Origin of the sequence: Micromonospora sp. NPDC047467 (assembly GCF_040643095.1) — a bacterium.
Classification (GTDB): Bacteria; Actinomycetota; Actinomycetes; order Mycobacteriales; family Micromonosporaceae; genus Micromonospora.
In genome coordinates this window covers 125,307-143,195 of the sequence record NZ_JBEYTO010000005.1, presented here as the reverse complement: position 1 = coordinate 143,195, position 17,889 = coordinate 125,307, and the positions used below count along the sequence as shown (strand labels likewise).

Below are 17,889 nucleotides of genomic sequence, written 5' to 3'. Positions count from 1 at the left end.
AGCCCCGGGGGAAGGCACTGGAGGTCGACCGCACTACCATCAACGGGTCGGACCCGACGCCGGGCGGCCGGTGGATGCACCGGCTCGTAGGCCGCGCGCAGCACGGATCCGACCCATCACGAGGAGGTCAGCATGGCGAAGAAGTCCCGCAAGAAGAAGGCCCGCAAGAAGAACGCCGCGAACCACGGCAAGCGTCCCAACTCCTGAACGTGCCGACGGGTCGACGGCCCGTCAACGGTCAGCCCGCACCGGCGGAAGCCGGATGCACCGGTGGCCCGGGTCGACATCGACCCGGGCCACCGGTTTACGTCCGTTCGGTTGCTCAGTCGGCCAGTTCACGGGAGTCGGTGGTCTCGAAGACCACCAGCTCGGTGAGCTTCACGCGCAGCCGCTCACGCAGTTGATCCGGTGCGGTCTCGTTGCCGCAGCACCGAGCGACAAGCGCCCGTACCTCCTGCTCGAGCCCGTACTCGCGCAGGCACGGCCCGCACTCGTCGAGGTGGTGCCGGATCAGCAGGCGCCGCTCGTCGGCGCACTCCAGATCCAGGTAGAGGTAGACCTCCGCGAGCACCTCGCGGCAGTCCGTCTCGTGTGGTTTTCCACAGCTCACGTCACACCTCCCGGCCGGCAGCGGCGGCGGTCGAGCCCTTCGCGGACCGGGCCGGGCTGAAGCCCCGCTCCGCGGCGTACTGCTCGAGCAGCTTGCGCAGATTACGACGGCCCCGGTGCAGGCGCGACATCACGGTGCCGATCGGCGTGCCCATGATGTCGGCGACCTCCTTGTACGAGAAGCCCTCGACATCGGTCAGGTAGACAGCCAGGCGGAACTCCTCCGGCAACTGCTGGAGGGCCTCCTTGACGTCACTGTCGGGCAGCCGGTCCAGTGCCTCGGTCTCGGCTGAACGCAGACCGCTGGAGGTGTGCGACTCGGCCTCGGCGAGCTGCCAGTCGGTGATCTCCTCGGTGGGCGCCTGGATCGGTTGGCGCTGCCGCTTGCGGTAGGAGTTGATGTAGGTGTTGGTCAGGATCCGGTAGAGCCAGGCCTTCAGGTTCGTGCCCTGCTCGAACTGGTGGAAGGCCGCGTACGCCTTCAGGTAGGTCTCCTGGACCAGGTCCTCGGCATCCGCCGGGTTGCGCGTCATGCGCAGCCCGGCAGCGTAGAGCTGATCGACGAATGGCATCGCGTCCCGTTCGAACCGGGCCCTGCGCTCGTCCGTCTTCTCGGTGGTCAACCGCACATCCCCTCGCGTCGGATGCTTTCCCGCCGAGGATACGCGCACGGACCTGCCCGCAGATTCACTTCCGGCTGGTGTGCCCGTGCTCACCGCACCCACACCGCCCGGTCCCGCTGCTGCGGGCCAGGCCGGAGCATCCAGCAGCCGTTTCAGCTGCTTGGCGTCCCGCTCGTCCCGTTCCAGGCTTCGTGTCTCGGTCGGCACCGGTCACCCCCTCGCAAAAGTCGTCCCGGGGGTAGTAACGCGAGATGACGGGTGAGGCATTCCAGCCCGCTCTCCCGTTCCTGGTCCCGGCCCCGGCGACGGCCGGCGCTGGGACCAGGAAGGGCCTGGGAGGACTGGCGTCGCCCGCCCGAACCGGGCCGGCGGCACCATCGGATGCAACGAATCGCGCCCGGCACCGGACACGGCCGGCCCAGTCGGCTGGCTCAGTCGGCCGTCCAGCCCTGCGCGCGCAGCCAGTCCCGCACCACGGCAGCGGTGCCGCCCGGATCCCGCCGCAGGTCGTGCGTCTCACCCGGCCGGGTCACCACCTGCACGACCGGCCCCGGCTCCGGCACCCCGAACGGGTCCCGGTCGCCGTTGACCACCAGCGTCGGCAGCCCGGTGTCCAGTTCGGCCGCCCGGGAGCGTTCCGGTCGGCCGGGCGGGTGCAGCGGGAAGGCCAGCGCGAGAACGCCGGCCGCGCCCACCGCCTGAGCCGTTCGGCAGGCCACCCGAGCGCCACTGGACCGACCGCCGACCAGCAGCGTCGGCACGTCGGCATGCCGATCGCGCAGCGCGGCGAGCACCGCCGTCCACGCCTCGTCGAGGTGCCCGGCGGGGGCCGGCGCACGCCGACCGGCGACCCGGTAGGGCTGGGTCACCCGAACCACCGCCAGGCCGGCCGCGACCGCCGCGTCCCGAACCGCGAGCAGATCGGGCGCGTCCACGCTGCCGCCCGCGCCGTGCCCGAGCACCAGCAGGGCAGCAGCCGGCCAGGCCGGTAGGTCGGTGTCGATCCGCGCCGGACCGCGCGGGGTGTTGATCTCTTCGCTGGGCAGCACCGACCCATTCTGCGCCGCCCCGGCCGGTCACCGGGATCGGTTCGTTCCGATGGTCAGCTCAGCGGCACCAGGGTGAGCAGACGGTCCCGCACCGGCGGGCCGGCGTCGTCGAGGGCGGCCGGATCCGGCTCGACCTCGCCCCGCCAGGCGACCAGCATCGCCCGCCGTTCGCGGGGCGTGGTGGCACCCCAGACCCCGTGGCAGTCACCCACCTCCAGTGCCCACGCCAGGCAGGACCCCTGCACATCGCAGCTGCGACAGAGTGCGACGGCGGCGTCCGCCGGCTCGTTCGGCGCCGGAAAGAACGTCTCCGGATCCACACTCTGACATGTCCCTCTGGTGCGCCACGCGTCGTCCTGTCGTCGCTCCCGCAAGGCCCGCAGCAGTCGCGGATCCTGCCGCGCCGCGGCCACCTCGTGCGGGCGTGGCATACGCGCCCGTGTCATTCCACCCACCTCCCCCGTGGGACCGGCAAGATCGGTGGATGTCGTCCGCCCCGTGCGAATCGACAGCCACTACCGGCGCTGTGTTGTATCGCACTTTGGGACACCGGGACAAGTAGCTGCCGGGAACCTGACTGAACAAACAGGTAACGAATCGATCGGAAACCTGTGAAATCGTCACCCGACGATATGCGCCGGCCTCAGAACAGCGTCAGCTCCTGCGGCGCGATCGTCGACGCGACGGGCACCCGGGCCGTCAACCCGGGCCCGTCGTTGCGGACGTCACCCACCGCCGGCCCGACCGGACGGATCTCCAGCCCGGCAAGCCGGTCGGCCGACGGCGGAGCGAGCAGCCGCTCCGGCTCGTCGCTCGACGCCAGCCACGACGACCACCGCTCGGGCGGCACCAGCACCGGCATCCGGTCGTGCACCTCGGCCAACTCGCCGAGCGCCGCGGTGGTCAACACGCTGAAGGTGAGCCGGGAATCGGCCCCGGACTCCCACACCGACCAGATGCCGGCCAGGGCGAGCACCGAGCCGTCGGCGGGGGTCATGTAATACGCCTGCCGCCCGCCCTCGGGCAGCCGGACCCACTCGTACCAACCATCGGCCGGGACCAGGCAGCGGCGGCGGGCGAACGCCCGCGCGTACGCCCGGCTGCTGGCCACCGTCTCGGCCCGCGCGTTGATCATGCGGGCCGCGCCGGCCGCGGACCGCGACCAGTGCGGGAGAAAGCCCCAGCGGCCCACGCAGAGGCTGCGGTGCCCTTCGGGGGTCATCCGGACCAGCGGGACCGGATCGGTGGGCGCGACGTTGTGATCGGGCCGGACCCGGTCGTCGGTGTCGTCGGACGACTCGAACAACGCGCTCAACTCGCCGGCGCCACGGGTCGTCGCGTACCTGCCGCACATACGCCAACGCTAACCTGTCGAGAGCCCCCCCGGCTGTCCCGCCAACCGGGAGTACGACCGCCGGTCGGTGCCGCCGACCGGCCGACACGGCAGAATGTAACCGTGGGGAACCTGACAGCGACCCGGCCGCCGCAGCCGTGGAGCGCACCAACCGCGTCCGACCCGGTGGCGGCCACGCTGCGCCTGCCTGGCTCCAAGTCGCTGACCGCGCGTGCCCTGGTGCTCAGCGCGCTGGCCGCCGGCCCGTCGACGTTGGCCGGGCCGCTGCGCGCCCGGGACACCGAGTTGATGGCCGCCGGCCTGCGCGCCATGGGCACGTACGTGTCGATCAGCGACGACGAGCGCTGGCTGGTCCGGCCGCACCCGCTGACCGGGCCGGCGCACGTGGACGTGGGGCTGGCCGGCACGGTGATGCGGTTCGTGCCGCCGGTGGCGGGGCTGGCCGACGGGCAGGTCACCTTCGACGGTGATCCGCATGCCCGCACCCGGCCGCTCGGTCCGCTGATCGAGGCGCTGCGCTCGCTGGGTGTCCGGATCGACGTCACCGGCACGGGCAGCCTGCCGCTGACCGTGCAGGGCGCCGGTGGGGTCACCGGCGGCGAGGTGGTGATCGACGCGTCCGCGTCCAGCCAGTTGGTCTCCGGCCTGCTGCTGGCCGCCCCCCGCTTCGACCGGGGTCTCGTGGTGCGCCACGTCGGCCCGCCGGTGCCCTCCGCTCCGCACCTGCGGATGACGGTGCAGATGCTGCGGGCCGCCGGCGCGGCCGTCGACGACACCACCCCCGACGTGTGGACCGTCGAGCCCGGCCCGCTCACCGGGCGCGGCTGGGAGATCGAGCCAGACCTCTCCGGCGCGGTGCCGTTCTTCGCTGCGGCCCTGGTCACCGGCGGTGAGGTCACCCTCCAGGGCTGGCCGCACAACAGCGCACAGCCGGTCGAGCAGCTCCGCTCACTGCTGCACCGGATGGGCGGCGAGGTCACCCTCACCACCAACGGGCTGACCGTCCGGGGCACCGGCGTGGTGCACGGCCTGACCGCCGACCTGTCCGACGTCAGCGAGCTGACCCCGGTGCTGACCGCGCTGGCCATGCTGGCCGACTCGCCGTCGGTCTTCACCGGTGTCGGGCACATCCGCGGCCACGAGACCGACCGCCTCGCCGCGCTGGCGCGGGAGTTCGCCGCGCTCGGGGCGGACATCACCGAGGCGCCGGACGGGCTGGAGATCCGGCCCCGGCCGCTGCGCGGCGGCGTGTTCCACACCTACCACGACCACCGGATGGCGCACGCCGCCGCGGTGGCCGGTCTCGCCGTGCCGGGCATCGAGGTGGACGACGTCGGCTGTACCTCCAAGACCATGCCGGAGTTCCCGGCACTATGGTCAGCGATGGTGACCGGCAAGAACTGAGGCGAGAAGAGGACACGTCCTGGCGACCAGACGGCGGGAGTACGACGAGGACGACGTACGGGTCCGGCCCGGGAAGTCGTCGCGTCCGCGTACGCGCACCCGACCTCAGCACGCCGACGCCGTGGACGGCTTCGTGATCGCCGTCGACCGGGGTCGCTACACCTGTGTGCTGGCCGGCGCCGAGCGCGGCGTGGCCGGTGCCGAACTGCCCACGGTCACCGCGATGCGGGCCCGTGAGCTGGGTCGCAAGTCGGTGGTGGTGGGCGACCGGGTCAGCCTGGTCGGCGACACCTCCGGCACCGAGGGTGCCCTCGCCCGGATCGTCCGGATCGCCGAGCGCCGCTCGGTGCTGCGTCGCACCGCCGACGACGACGAGACCACCGCCGAGGGCCGGCTGGAACGGGTCGTGGTCGCCAACGCCGACCAACTGGTGATCGTCAGCGCGTTGGCCGATCCGCCGCCGCGTACCGGGTTCATCGACCGCTGCCTGGTGGCCGCCTACGACGCCGACGTCGAGCCGCTGCTCTGCCTCACCAAGGCCGACCTGGCCGGGCCGGAGGAGGTGCTGGGCTACTACGCCGAGCTGGAGCTGCCGTACGTGCTGAACCGCCCCAACGCCGACCTGGCCGCGCTGCGCACGCTGCTCAGCGGTCGGGTGTCGGTGCTGGTCGGGCACTCCGGGGTGGGCAAGTCGACGCTCGTCAACCGCCTCGTCCCGGACGCCGCCCGCGCCGTAGGTGTGGTCAGCGCGATCGGTCGCGGCCGGCACACCTCCACGAGCGCGGTGGCGCTGCGGCTGCCACCGGTGCCGGGCGTCGACACCGACCCGGGCTGGATCATCGACACCCCCGGCATCCGCAGCTTCGGGTTGGCGCACGTCTCCGCCGACAGCCTGCTGCACGGCTTCCCCGACCTGGTCGAGGGCACGGTCGACTGCCCGCCGAACTGCCCCCACACGGCCGACGAGGCCGAATGCGGGCTGGACGCCTGGGTGGCCGCCGGCAAGGCCGACGCGCGGCGGCTGGCGTCGTACCGCCGGTTGCTCGCCTCCCGGGCCGGCGAGGGCGACTCGCGCGGCGACGCCGACCAGCGCGGGCCTGGCGAGGGCGACCGGCGCGGGCCGGACGAGTGAGCCGCCGGGCATCGGCTAGGTTGCCGGCATGACCGGGTACGCCGACGACCTCGACCTCGCCCACCTGCTCGCCGACCGGGCCGACGCCATCGCCACGGCCCGGTTCCGCGCGCTCGACCTCCGGGTGGAGGCCAAGCCGGACCTCACGCCGGTGTCCGACGCGGACACCGCCGTGGAGCGGGAGATCCGCGCGCTGCTGACCGAGCACCGGCCAGCCGACGGGGTGCTCGGCGAGGAGTACGGCGCGACGCAGAGCGCCGATGCGGACGGTCGCCGGTGGATCGTCGACCCGATCGACGGCACCAAAAACTTCGTCCGTGGCGTGCCGGTGTGGGCCACCCTGATCGCGCTCTACGACGGCGACCGGCCGGTGGTCGGCGTGGTGTCCGCCCCGGCGCTGGGACGGCGGTGGTGGGCGAGCGCGGGCGGGGGCGCGTACGCCGGACCGGGCCCCGCCGCGGGCGAGCGGATCAGCGTCTCGGCGGTCCGGCGGATCGCCGACGCCAGCTTCTGCTACTCCTCGCTGACCGGGTGGGAGCGCGCCGGGCGGCTCGACGCGATGCTCGACGTGATGCGGGCCAGTTGGCGCAGCCGGGCGTACGGCGACTTCTACGGCTACATGCTGCTGGCCGAGGGCGCGCTGGACGTGATGGTGGAGCCGGAACTGTCCTTGTGGGACGTGGCGGCGCTGGTGCCGATCATCACCGAGGCGGGTGGCACGGTCACGGATCTGGCGGGTCGACCGGCCCCGGCCGGCGCGCCCGGCACCGAGAGCAGCGTGGTAGCCACCAACGGTGTGCTGCACGCCGACATCCTCGCCCGGCTGGATCGACCAGCCGAGCGCTGACACTCGGCAACCTCTATCCTCGCCAGGTGGTCTCCTCCGGCTGGTGCTTTCTCGCGGCGATGATCGTCGCGTACGGCTTCGCCAACCTTCTCCAGTCGGTGGCCGCGGCCCGCACAACGGTCCACCACACCTTCGATCCGGGCCTGCTGCTGCGGCTCGCCGGGCACCGGACGTACCTGGTCGGCCTGGTCTGCCAGATCGGCGGCTTCGTGCTCGCCTTCCTGGCCCGACGGGACCTGCCGTTGTTCCTGGTGCAGGCGAGCGTGGCCGCCGGGCTCGGGGTGACCGCCATCCTCGGGGTGCTGGTGCTGAAGTGGCGGTTGCCCGTGGCGGAGGTGGTGCTGCTGGCGCTGCTCTTCGCGGGGATCACCGCGCTGGTGCTGTCGGCCCGGCCGGCACCGTCGCGGCAGCTCGGCACCGCTGGCTCGATCGCCCTGTTGGCGGCGCTCGGCGTCATCGCGGTGCTCGGCTTCTTCGCCGTCCGGCTGCACGGCGCACCTGGCTCGGTGGCCCTCGGCTCACTGGCCGGGCTGGCGTTCAGCTCGGCCGCCGTCGCCGCTCGGCCACTGGCGTCCGCGCCGTCCGCCGAGGCGTTCCTCGCCGACCCGCTGCTCTACCTGTTGATCGCACACTCGATCGTCGGCCAACTGCTGCTCGGCCTGGCCATGCAGCGCGGCTCGACGACGGCCGCGGTCGCCGCGATGGACGCCGCCGGTGCGGTGCCAGCGGCGATCGTCGGCCTGCTGCTGCTCAACGACAAGATCTGGCCGGGACGGGAGTGGCTGGCGGCCGTCGGATTCCTGGTCACCCTGGCCTCCGTGATCGGCCTGACCAGGTACGCCGAGCCGCAGCAGCACCGCCCGGTGGGCGCGCCGCAGCGACTCGGCAATGACGGGCGCCAGCCGGCCCGGCTGACGACCGGGGCCGCGGCACAGCCCGCTCAGGCCTCGACGGGCTTGCGGCGGCTCACCACCCGCTCGTAGAGGCGCTCCAACGCGCTGGCGGTGCGCTCCCACGTGTAGCTGCTGCGGACCCGGTCCACGGCGGCGTGGCCGTACGCGAACCGGCCGGCGTTGTCGGTGAGCAGCCGGCGCAGGGAGACACCGAGCGTACGCACGTCGCCGGGAGGCACCAGGCGACCGGTGACCTCGTCGACCACGGCGTCCGCCAGACCGCCCATCGCGTAACCGACCACCGGCACGCCGCAGGCCATCGCCTCCAGCGAGACCCGCCCGGCCGACGAGTAGTGCGGCGTGCAGGCCACCACGTCCGCCGACCGGTACCAGGTGGCCATCTGGTCGTGCGGCACCGCGCCCACCAGGCGCACCTGGTCGGCCAGCCCGGCCCGCTCGGCCAGCTCGCGCAGCCGACGCGCCTCCGCGTGGTTGGCCAGTTGACTGGCCGGCGGCCCACCGGCGATCACCAGCTCGGCGTCGCCGACCAGGCGCATCGCCCGGATCAGGTCGTCCTGGCCGTGGCCCGGGGAGAGCCCACCGACGGAGAGGATCCGCGCCCGCTGCTCGCGCGGCGCCGCCTCACCGTCCGGGTGGAACTGCTCGGTGTCCACTCCAGCCGGCACCATCGCCACCGAGCTGCGTTGCAGGCCCATCCTGGTCAGCTCGTCCACCTCGTCATTGCTCTGGGCGACCGCGATGTCCACCGCCCGGGTCAGCGCCCGTTCCAGCGGGATCCGTTGCCCCGGCCCGTCGTAGTGGCCGCCCAGGTGACGCAGTTGCTCGACGCCGAGTGAGTGGAACGTCTGCACGACCGGGATGTCGGTCTCCCGGACCGCGTGCGCGGCGGCCAGGCCGCCGATCCAGTAGTGCCCGTGCACCACCTCGGGCCGCCAGGCGCCACCCCACTCGTCGGCCAGCCAACGCCCGAACTCCGTCACGTGCGGAATCAACTCGGCGGTGGCCAGCGGCGTGGGCGGGCCGGACGGCACCCGGTGCACCCGGTAGCCATCGACGTCCGCCGTCACCGGCAGCCCTGGGTCGTCCCGGCGTTCGTAGATCCGGACATCGTGGCCGCGACCGGTCAACTCGGCGGCGACCCTCGCGATGTGCTGTCGGGTGCCGACCGGCGGGCCGTCGGCGTGCCGGTACGAACTGCTGTGCGCGCAGACGAGGCCGACGCGCATGGGTCACCTCCCTGCGTTCTTCTCCTCGGCGGTCCGGTCAGAGCGTCCCATTAACCTGGAGGCCGGGAGCCGAAACCTGGCAGATCGGGAAACACCGCCCCCGGGTACGCCGACACCTGCGCCCCGGCAACCACACGAGCCCGCCCGGCCGCACCAGAAGACGCCTCCGCGATGATCGTCCATCGGCCGGTGGTATGACCCGGCCCGGCCCGGGGTACCGCTCAGAAATGCCGCTGACCCGCAGCCTCGACGACTCGACCGTGGTGATCACCGGTGCCTCCAGCGGGATCGGCACCGCCACCGCGTACGCGCTGGCCCGCCGGAAGGCCGCCGTCGTGCTGGCCGCCCGCAGTGAGCCGGCCCTGCGACAGGTGGCGCAGCGCTGTCGGGAGTTGGGCGGTCGGGCGTTGGCGGTGCCGACCGACGTCACCGATCTGGAGTCGGTGCAACTGCTGGCCGACCGGGCGGTGGCCGAGTTTGGGCGCATCGACGCCTGGGTGAACAACGCCGCGGTGAGCGCGGTGGGTCTGTTCGACGAGATCCCGGTCGCCGAGTTCCGCCAGGTGCTGGAGGTCAACCTGCTCGGTACGGTGCACGGCCTCAAGGCCGCGCTGCCGTACCTCGGCGCGGCCGGCGGTGGCGTGGTGGTCAACAACGCCTCCGTGCTGGCCGAGGTGGCCATGCCGTACCAGTCGGCGTACAACGCCTCCAAGCACGGCATCCGAGGGCTGGCCGACACCGTCCGGCAGGAACTGCGGGTCACCGGTCGGGGTCAGATCTCCGTCTGCACCGTTCTGCCGGCCACCATCGACACCCCGTTCTTCCGGCACACGGCCAACCACAGCGGGCGTGAGTTGCTACCACCCCCACCGGTCTACCCGCCGGAGGTCGTCGCCGAGACCATCGTGCGGCTGCTGCGCCGCCCGCGCCGCGAGGCGTACGCCGGTGGTGCCGCCCGGTTGTTCGGCCTGCAGTGGCGGTTGGCGCCGGCGCTGGTGGAGCGCACCCTCGGCTGGTACGCCCAGCGCACCCAGTTCGGCCCGGGCGCCCGGTTGGACAGCAGCGGCAACGTGTTCCACGCCGACGCGCAGGCCAGCCGCGAGGGTGGCTGGCACGGCCGGCGGCGGCACCTGGTGCGGATGACGGCGGCGTTCGGCCTCGCCGCGGCCGGCACCGCCGTCGGCACGATAGCGGCGAAGAACCGCCGATCCCGGTTGGATCGCTGATGACCGGCATCGACCGGCCGGACACGCCGCACCTCGACGTGCCGCGCACCGACGCGGTGCCGCCCACCGACGGGCGCTGCCGGGTGGAGGTCGACGAGTCGTCGGCGGTGGTCCGGTTGACCGGCGTACTCGACCCCGCCGCGGCGGAGACGATCCGCGACGCGCTGCTCGCGCGGCTCTGCGACCGGCCCGGCCCGGTGGTCGCCGACGTGACCGGGCTGCGGGTCGACGAACCTCCCGGGCGGGGTGTCTTCGCCCAGGTCCGCCGGGAGGTCGCCGACTGGCCCGCCGCGGATCTGCTGCTCTGCGACCCCGCGGTCTCCGGGCCGGGTCGCGCCGACACCGCGTTGGCCGGCGTCCCGGCCTGGCCCACCCTGGACGGCGCGCTGGCGGCGCTCGCCGCGACGCCGCTGGCGGCCGTGCTGACCGTCGAGCTGCCCCCCAGCGTGGAGGCCGCCCGGCAGGCCCGCGAGTTGGTCGCCACCGGCTGCCGCCGCTGGGGCATGCCGACGCTGACCGAGCCGGCGCAGATCGCGGTCACCGAGATGGTCAACAACGTGGTGGCGCACGCCCGGACGCTGATGAGCGTCCGGTTGGCACCGCAGGACAGCACCCTGCAGTTGGCGGTCCGTGACCACTCCGCGCACCGGCCGGCGTTCGCTGGGCTGTCCCCGCCGACCCGCGCCGGCGGTCGGGGCCTGCTGTTGATCGACACGGTGGCCCGCCGCTGGGGCACCAGCATGGTGCCGGATGGCAAGGTCGTCTGGTGCGTGCTGCACCCGGACGACGAGGCTGACGCGCTCGGCTGAGGGTCTTTCCGGCACCGATGACCGGTTCGCTCCCGCATGAACGGCGGTGCTCCGGTTATGGCGGGAGGGCAGCGGGTAGTGATCAGACATGCGCGACAACGAGTACCCGACCCCCGTGTCCGACACCGAGGCGGAGGGGCTGCCCGACACCGCCGACGACGACTCGACCGCCAACGACGACGTCCTCACCGGGCGCGAGGCGGACGGCCCGGAGCCAGCCCAGATTCCCGGCGACCGGACCCCGGTGGCGGTGGACCGCTTCGGGACCACCGCCGAGGAGCAGCTCGACGGTGAGTCGCTGGACTACAAGCTCCAGCGGGAGAGCTTCGAACGACCGGTGGACGACCCGCTGGCCGGCCCGGTCGACCCGAAGATCGCCTTCGAGGCGGACAACGAGGCGGCCGCCGCGGAGGCCCAACTGGACGCCGACGTGATGGACCCGGGGCCCACGTCGGACCCGAACTCGCCGGTCTCCCTCTACGACCACGGCCAACTCGGCACGGTTGCCGACGCCACCGTGGGCCGTCTGGTGCAACCGGACGAGGGGGCACACACCAACCAGGAGACCGACTCCGTGGCGTACGACGCCGGATCGGCGGGCGGCGGGGCGACCGCCGAGGAGCTGGCCATCCACGAGACGGAGCCGCCGCGTTCGGTCTGAGGGGGCTCAGCCGTCCAGGCCCCGCTCGATGGCGTAGCGGGTCAGCTCCACCCGGTTGTGCAGTTGCAGCTTGCCCAGCGTGTTCTGCACGTGGTTCTGCACCGTGCGGTGGGACAGGCCGAGCCGCTGCGCGATCTGCTTGTACGACATCCCCTTGGCCACCAGGCGCAGCACCTCCGTCTCCCGGTCGGTGAGCCGGGGCGTGCCGGGCTCCGCGCCACCGGCCGGCCCGGGACCCTGCCCCGGCGCGGCCAGCCGGCGGTACTCCCCCAGGACCAGCCCGGCCAGACCGGGTGTGAAGACCGGATCTCCGGCGGCGGTGCGGCGCACCGCGTCGAGGAACTCGGCGGGCGCCGTCGACTTCACCAGGTAGCCGGTGGCCCCCGCCTTGACGGCGTCGAGCACGCTCTGCTCCTCGCCGCTGGCGCTGAGCATCAGCACCCGCACCTCGGGGAGCGCGGCGCGCAACCCGAGGACCACCTCGACACCGGAGATGTCCGGTAGTTGCAGGTCGAGGACGACCACGTCGGGCCGGGCGGCGGCCGCGACCCGGATCGCCTGCCGCCCCTCGCCGCTGGTGGCGACCACCAGGAAACCGGCCTCGGTGAGATCCCGGGCGACCCCTTCGCGCCACATCGGATGGTCGTCGACGACCATCACCCGGAGGGCGCTCACCCTCGGGCCCTCGGCACAACCAACTCGATCTCGGTGCCCGCCTCGGGTGCCGACATGATCCGCACCGTCCCGCCGAGGTCGGCCACCCGACCCTGGATCGACAGGGTCACCCCGAGCCGTCCCTGCGCGGCGGCCTCGGCCAGTCGGCCGTCCGGGATGCCCGGCCCCTCGTCACGGATCGACACGGTCACGCTGTCCCCCTCGTCCTCGATCAGCACCCAGGCCCGCCCGCCGGCGTGACGTCCCACGTTGTCCAGGGCCGCGCTGGTCGCGGCGGCCAACTCCCCGGCCACCTGCCGGGGCAGCGGCACCGGGCTGGCGGGCGCGGAGAGCGACACCGCCGTCGAGGCGTACCGGCTGAGCAGGGCACGCAGGTCCACCGCGTCGCCGTCGTCCAGCCGGCCGGCACCGACCGGGGTGGTGCCGGAGATCAGCGCGCGCAGCGCGGCCTCCTGCTCGCCGGCCAGCCGGGCCAGGTCGCCGGCCTCGCCGGGCAGGTCCGCGCCTCGCCGCTGCACCAGTGCCAGCACCTGGAGCACCGAGTCGTGGATGCCCCGGGCCAGCCGTTCCCGCTCCCGGGTAGCCGCCTCCAACTCCACCGCGCGTTGCAGCCGCTCCTCGGCGGCCACGGCGAGGCGGGCCACGTGCCCGACCACCACACCGGCGAGCAGCATCAGGATCACCCCGGTGAACGAGGACTGGCCGATCCGCTCGCGGGTGGCCAGGTCCGCGCCGGCGACGAGCAGCGCGGCCACCGTGCCCCGCCGCCGGCCGCCGGAGACGGCCCACGCCAGCACCGGGCCGGCCATCCAGGCCACCCCCAGAGTGGGTACGCCGTTGCCGAGCGCCTCCCGCCCGACGACCCAGGGGGTGGACAGCACGATGGCGATGACCACCCCGAGGTCGGCCAGCAGCAGTGGCCAGCGGCGCCAGGCCGGTCGGGCGTACGCCACGGTGGTCGCCCCGGTCCACGCGATCATCAGCAGGAGCAGGGCACCGACCGCGAACGGGTGGGCGTACCGGTCGGCGTCGCGGACCGCGAGCACGCAGACGTACGCCAGGGACGCCAGCCGGAACACGGTGAGCGCCCGCCAGAGCGGCACCTCGAAACCACGCGGCGGCGACGGCATGGCGGTCAGGATGTCACAGCCGAGCCAGCGGCGTGCGAGGCACGGAGTGCGATCCGAGAAACCCTGACGTACGGTGGAAAAGCCGCGAAACACTCCGGGATCCGCCGTCGGGACGGGGCCATGATGAACGCAGATCCGCACGCACCGCGTACGGTTGTGCCCATCGACCCTGCCCTCCTGATCGCCGAGGCCTTCGACCAGGCCCAGGTGACCGAGATTCGACACTCGGTCACCTCCTGCGCGCACGCCTCCGGCCTCGCCGGCCAGCGACTGGACGACTTCGTGCTCGCGATCAACGAATTGATCACCAACGCGGTGCGGCACGGTGGCGGGCGCGGTTGGTTGCGACTCTGGAGCGAGTCAGGCTCACTGGTCTGCGAGGTCACCGACCGCGGGCGCGGGATCAGCCCGCAGAGACTGGGCGACCGCAGCCGGCCGACCCCCGACACCGCTGGCGGCTGGGGCCTCTGGCTGGCCCGCGAGTTGACCGACGCCATGGAGGTCGTGACCAGCGCCGCCGGCACCACGGTCCGCGTCACAACCGCCGTCACCACCCCCAACCACACCCCCCGCTAGCCCTCTCGATCCCCGCACCCCGCACCCCGCACCCCGCACCCCGCACCCCGCACCCCGCACCCCGCACCCGCACCCCGCCCTCCGCACCCGCGATCTTGCACTTGCTGCCCCGGCGAAGCGCCCAAACCACCTCATTCCGGCGACCGAAACTGCAAGATCGCGGAGTCGGGGGGCGGGGCTGCGGGGGGTTAGGCGAAGAGGGCGGAGACGGACTCGCCGTTGTGGATCCGGCGCATCGCCTCGGCCAGGGCGGGGGCCACCGAGAGGACCTGAAGTTTGGGGACCCGCTTGGCGGCCGGGATGGGGACCGTGTTGGTGCAGACGATCTCCAGTACGCCGTCCTGGTCGCTGAGCCGCCGCAACGCGTCACCGGAGAAGAGGCCGTGCGTGCAGGCGAGCCGGATCGAGCGCACCTTCAGGCCGCGCAGGTGTTCCATCAGTTCGACGACCGTGCTGCCCTTGGCGATCTCGTCGTCCAGCACGATGACGTCCTTGTCGGCCACGTCGCCGATCACTGCGCTGATCTTCACGAGGTCGTCGCTGAACCGCTGCTTCGCCCCGGCCGCGACCGGCGTGCCGAGCAGGCGGGCGAAGGCGGCGGCCTCCTTGGCGTTGCCCAGGTCGGGCGAGACCACCACAGTGTTGCTGAGGTCGTACCGCCGGAAGTGCTTGGCCAACTCACGCAGCGCGTGCAAGTGGTCTACGGGAACGCTGAAGAAACCGTGCACCTGCGGCGAGTGCAGGGTCATCGCGAGCACCCGGTCCGCTCCGGCCGAGGTGAGCAGGTCGGCGACGAGTCGGGCGCCAATGGAGATGCGCGGCGCGTCCTTCTTGTCCGAGCGGGCGTACGCGTAGTGCGGCAGCACCACCGTGATCCGGCCGGCGGAGGCACCCCGCGCCGCGTCGATCATCAGCAGCAGTTCGACCAGGTTCTCCTGCACCGGTGGCACCAGAGGCTGGATCAGGAAGACGTCTCGCTCCCGGCAGTTGGCCTGTAACTGCACTTCCAGGCAGTCGTTGGCGAACCGGGAGACCCGCACCGGATGCAGCGGCACCCCCAGGTGGGCGCAGATCTCGGCGGCGAGGTCGGGATGGGCGGTTCCACTGAAAACGGCGATGTCGCGCACGTTCGCACATCGTAGGCGACGCCGCGCGCCGCCACCGGCGGCAGGCCGCAACCGGCGGTGACGACTGTCGCACCACGCGGCCGGTCCGGGTACGGTGCTGCCGTGACCCCCCAGTACGTCGCCGCCATCGACCAGGGCACCACCTCCTCGCGGTGCATCGTCTTCGACCAGGCCGGGGAGATCGTCGCCGTGGCCCAGCGCGAGCACCGGCAGATCTTCCCCCGGCCCGGCTGGGTGGAGCACGACGCCGAGGAGATCTGGGACAACGTCGAGCAGGTGGTCGCCGAGGCGCTGCGGGCCGCCGGCACCGACGCGGCCGGGCTGGCCGCCGTCGGCATCACCAACCAGCGGGAGACCACCGTCATCTGGGACCGGGCCACCGGTCGCCCGGTGGCCAACGCCATCGTCTGGCAGGACACCCGCACCGGGCCGCTGCTGCGCGAGCTTGCTTCGGCGTACGGCGAGGAGCGGTTCCGGGTTCGCACGGGCCTGCCGCTGGCCACCTACTTCGCCGGCCCGAAGCTGCGCTGGTTGCTCGACGAGGTCGACGGCCTGCGCGAGCGAGCCGAGCGCGGCGAGGTGCTCTTCGGCACCATGGACAGCTGGTTGATCTGGAAGCTGACCGGCGAGCACGTCACCGACGTGACAAACGCCAGCCGGACCATGCTGATGGACCTCACGACGCTCGACTGGGCCCCGGAGCTGCTGGACGCGATGGGCGTGCCGGCGGCGATGTTGCCGGAGATCCGCTGCTCCGCCGAGGTGTACGGCACCGCCACCGGCGTCCTCGCCGGGGTGCCGGTGGCCAGTGCGCTCGGCGACCAGCAGGCCGCGCTCTTCGGTCAGACGTGCTTCCAGCCGGGCGAGGCGAAGTGCACCTACGGCACCGGCAGCTTCCTCCTGCTCAACACCGGCGCCAGCCCGGTCCCCTCCACGCACGGCCTGCTCACCACGGTCGCGTACCAGATCAAGGGCCAACCCCCGGCGTACGCGCTGGAGGGCGCGATCGCCGTCACCGGGTCGCTGGTGCAGTGGCTGCGGGACAACCTCGGGTTGATCTCGACAGCGGCGGAGGTGGAGGAGTTGGCCCGCACCGTGGACGACAACGGCGGCTGTTACGTGGTGCCGGCGTTCTCCGGGCTCTTCGCCCCGCACTGGCGCAGCGACGCACGGGGCGTGATCGCCGGCCTGACCGGCTACATCACCAAGGGGCACCTGGCGCGGGCGGTGCTGGAGGCGTCGGCGTGGCAGACCCGCGAGGTGGTCGACGCGATGAACGCCGACTCCGACGTGGCGCTGCGCCGGCTCCGGGTGGACGGCGGGATGACCGCCAACGCCCTGCTCATGCAGTTCCTCGCCGACGTGCTCGACGTGCCGGTGGTCCGCTCCCGGATCACCGAGACCACCTGCCTGGGCGCGGCGTACGCGGCCGGCCTGGCGGTCGGCTTCTGGCCGGACCTCGCCACGTTACGGGCACAGTGGCGCTCGGACGCGCAGTGGACGTCGACGATGGCGCCGGAGCTGCGCGACCGGGAGCTGCACAACTGGCGCAAGGCCGTGCAGCGCACCCTCGACTGGGTGGAGTGAGGGCCGGCGGTCACTCCCAGCGGTTGCCGGTGAGCTTCTCGTAGACCTCGACGTAGCGGGCGCGGGTCGCCTCGACCACCTCGGCGGGCACATCCGGCGCCGGGGCCTGCTTGTTCCAGCCGCTACCCGTGGCCCAGTCCCGCACGTACTGCTTGTCGTAGGAGAACTGCACACGGCCCGGCTGGTACGACTCGGCCGGCCAGAACCTCGACGAGTCGGAGGTGAGCAGCTCGTCGGCGAGGACCAGGGTGCCGTCCGGCGCCCAGCCCAGCTCGATCTTGGTGTCGGCGACCAGGATGCCCCGGTCGGCAGCCAGTTCCGCGCCGCGCCGGTAGATGTCGATGGTGATCTGCCGCAGCCGCTCGGCGGTGGCCTGGCCCACCTTGTCCACCACGTCGGCGAACGTGATCGGCTCGTCGTGCTCGCCCGCCGGGGCCTTGCTCGACGGCGTGAAGATCGGTTCGGGCAGGATCGACGCCTCGCCGAGCCCTCGGGGCAGCGGCACGCCCGAGACCGCGCCGGTGCGCTCGTACTCCCGCAGGCCGCCGCCGGTCAGGTAACCCCGGGCGACGCACTCCACCGGGACCATGTCCAGTCGCTGGCAGCGGATCGCCCGGCCGGCGAACTCGGCCGGCACGTCGGTGGCCGAGATGACGTGGTTCGGCACCAGGTCGGCGAGCTGCTCGAACCACCAGAGCGAGAGCGCGGTGAGCAGTCGACCCTTGTCCGGAATCGGCGTCGGCAGCGCCACGTCGTAGATCGAGATACGGTCCGAGGCGACCAGGATCAGGTCGTCGCCGTCGGCGTAGACGTCCCGGACCTTGCCCGAGTGCAGAAGTTCCACGCGCCCTAGTACACCACGCGGCACCGGCGGGCCCGTTTTGGCCACCCACACCGGAGCCCGGTCGGGAGGGGTGACCGGACGGACGTTGACACCCAA

19 protein-coding genes are annotated in these 17,889 nt (G+C 72.9%); 9 read left to right on the top strand and 10 right to left on the bottom strand.

All coding sequences use genetic code 11. The features are described 5' to 3' along the window. Positions 1-322 precede the first annotated feature (322 nt). The 5 genes from rsrA to ABZ780_RS16095 form a co-directional block, all read right to left on the bottom strand. On the bottom strand, positions 323-610 hold the full coding sequence (gene rsrA / locus ABZ780_RS16115) for a mycothiol system anti-sigma-R factor (protein WP_053660297.1): 288 nt from the start codon (positions 608-610) through the stop codon (positions 323-325). A gap of 1 nt (position 611) precedes the next feature. Further along, positions 612-1,439, bottom strand: coding sequence for a sigma-70 family RNA polymerase sigma factor (locus tag ABZ780_RS16110; RefSeq protein WP_357007487.1), 828 nt, complete (start codon positions 1,437-1,439; stop codon positions 612-614). Positions 1,440-1,663: 224 nt separating this feature from the next. Continuing rightward, positions 1,664-2,281, bottom strand: a complete 618-nt coding sequence (locus tag ABZ780_RS16105) for an alpha/beta family hydrolase (protein ID WP_357007484.1) — start codon at positions 2,279-2,281, stop codon at positions 1,664-1,666. A gap of 53 nt (positions 2,282-2,334) precedes the next feature. Beyond that, positions 2,335-2,727 (bottom strand): WhiB family transcriptional regulator, encoded by a 393-nt coding sequence (locus ABZ780_RS16100; protein ID WP_357486484.1) that lies wholly within the window; start codon positions 2,725-2,727, stop codon positions 2,335-2,337. A gap of 197 nt (positions 2,728-2,924) precedes the next feature. After that, the gene (locus ABZ780_RS16095; RefSeq protein WP_357486482.1) at positions 2,925-3,635 is read right to left on the bottom strand and encodes an SOS response-associated peptidase; all 711 of its coding nucleotides are present in this window, start codon (positions 3,633-3,635) and stop codon (positions 2,925-2,927) included. Positions 3,636-3,737: 102 nt separating this feature from the next. On the opposite strand from ABZ780_RS16095, the gene aroA reads away from it, so the two are divergent. The 4 genes from aroA (at position 3,738) to ABZ780_RS16075 (ending at position 8,001) form a co-directional block, all read left to right on the top strand. Further along, positions 3,738-5,039 carry a 3-phosphoshikimate 1-carboxyvinyltransferase gene (gene aroA, locus ABZ780_RS16090; RefSeq protein WP_357007476.1) on the top strand — a complete coding sequence of 434 codons (1,302 nt, stop codon included), beginning with the start codon at positions 3,738-3,740 and terminating at the stop codon, positions 5,037-5,039. 121 nt (positions 5,040-5,160) lie between these two features. Next, positions 5,161-6,171: a ribosome small subunit-dependent GTPase A gene (gene rsgA, locus ABZ780_RS16085; protein ID WP_357486480.1), complete on the top strand. Its 1,011-nt coding sequence runs from the start codon at positions 5,161-5,163 to the stop codon at positions 6,169-6,171. Positions 6,172-6,199: 28 nt separating this feature from the next. After that, positions 6,200-7,018 (top strand): histidinol-phosphatase, encoded by an 819-nt coding sequence (gene hisN, locus ABZ780_RS16080; RefSeq protein ID WP_357486478.1) that lies wholly within the window; start codon positions 6,200-6,202, stop codon positions 7,016-7,018. A gap of 59 nt (positions 7,019-7,077) precedes the next feature. Further along, the gene (locus ABZ780_RS16075) at positions 7,078-8,001 is read left to right on the top strand and encodes a hypothetical protein (protein ID WP_357008200.1); all 924 of its coding nucleotides are present in this window, start codon (positions 7,078-7,080) and stop codon (positions 7,999-8,001) included. Here ABZ780_RS16075 and ABZ780_RS16070 read toward each other — a convergent pair. Beyond that, positions 7,959-9,158, bottom strand: a complete 1,200-nt coding sequence (locus ABZ780_RS16070) for a glycosyltransferase (protein WP_357486476.1) — start codon at positions 9,156-9,158, stop codon at positions 7,959-7,961. The genes ABZ780_RS16075 and ABZ780_RS16070 overlap by 43 nt on opposite strands. Positions 9,159-9,385: 227 nt before the next feature. Here ABZ780_RS16070 and ABZ780_RS16065 point away from each other — a divergent pair, with 227 nt between their 5' ends. From ABZ780_RS16065 to ABZ780_RS16055, 3 genes are all read left to right on the top strand, one after another. Further along, positions 9,386-10,384, top strand: a complete 999-nt coding sequence (locus ABZ780_RS16065; protein ID WP_357007467.1) for an SDR family oxidoreductase — start codon at positions 9,386-9,388, stop codon at positions 10,382-10,384. Next, a complete protein-coding gene (locus ABZ780_RS16060) occupies positions 10,384-11,193 on the top strand; it encodes an ATP-binding protein (RefSeq protein WP_357486474.1) in 810 nt (269 codons plus the stop codon). The genes ABZ780_RS16065 and ABZ780_RS16060 overlap by 1 nt, the downstream gene beginning before the upstream one ends. A gap of 88 nt (positions 11,194-11,281) precedes the next feature. Beyond that, positions 11,282-11,854, top strand: coding sequence for a DUF5709 domain-containing protein (locus ABZ780_RS16055; RefSeq protein WP_357486472.1), 573 nt, complete (start codon positions 11,282-11,284; stop codon positions 11,852-11,854). Between the two features lie 6 nt (positions 11,855-11,860). On the opposite strand, the gene ABZ780_RS16050 is transcribed toward ABZ780_RS16055, so the two are convergent. Further along, positions 11,861-12,511, bottom strand: a complete 651-nt coding sequence (locus ABZ780_RS16050) for a response regulator transcription factor (protein ID WP_357486636.1) — start codon at positions 12,509-12,511, stop codon at positions 11,861-11,863. Between the two features lie 14 nt (positions 12,512-12,525). Beyond that, positions 12,526-13,659: a DUF5931 domain-containing protein gene (locus ABZ780_RS16045; RefSeq protein ID WP_357486471.1), complete on the bottom strand. Its 1,134-nt coding sequence runs from the start codon at positions 13,657-13,659 to the stop codon at positions 12,526-12,528. Positions 13,660-13,779: 120 nt separating this feature from the next. On the opposite strand from ABZ780_RS16045, the gene ABZ780_RS16040 reads away from it, so the two are divergent. Continuing rightward, complete coding sequence (locus ABZ780_RS16040) at positions 13,780-14,235, top strand: ATP-binding protein (protein WP_357486469.1); 456 nt, start codon at positions 13,780-13,782, stop codon at positions 14,233-14,235. 188 nt (positions 14,236-14,423) lie between these two features. Here the strand turns inward: ABZ780_RS16040 and ABZ780_RS16035 are convergent, their stop codons facing one another. Then, positions 14,424-15,362, bottom strand: coding sequence for a ribose-phosphate pyrophosphokinase (locus tag ABZ780_RS16035; protein ID WP_357486467.1), 939 nt, complete (start codon positions 15,360-15,362; stop codon positions 14,424-14,426). A 102-nt stretch (positions 15,363-15,464) separates the two neighbouring features. Between ABZ780_RS16035 and glpK the strand changes: the two genes are divergently transcribed. Then, positions 15,465-16,949 carry a glycerol kinase GlpK gene (gene glpK / locus ABZ780_RS16030; RefSeq protein ID WP_357486465.1) on the top strand — a complete coding sequence of 495 codons (1,485 nt, stop codon included), beginning with the start codon at positions 15,465-15,467 and terminating at the stop codon, positions 16,947-16,949. 10 nt (positions 16,950-16,959) lie between these two features. Here the strand turns inward: glpK and ABZ780_RS16025 are convergent, their stop codons facing one another. Then, positions 16,960-17,793 (bottom strand): phosphoribosylaminoimidazolesuccinocarboxamide synthase, encoded by an 834-nt coding sequence (locus ABZ780_RS16025; protein ID WP_357007449.1) that lies wholly within the window; start codon positions 17,791-17,793, stop codon positions 16,960-16,962. Positions 17,794-17,889: the final 96 nt, after the last annotated feature.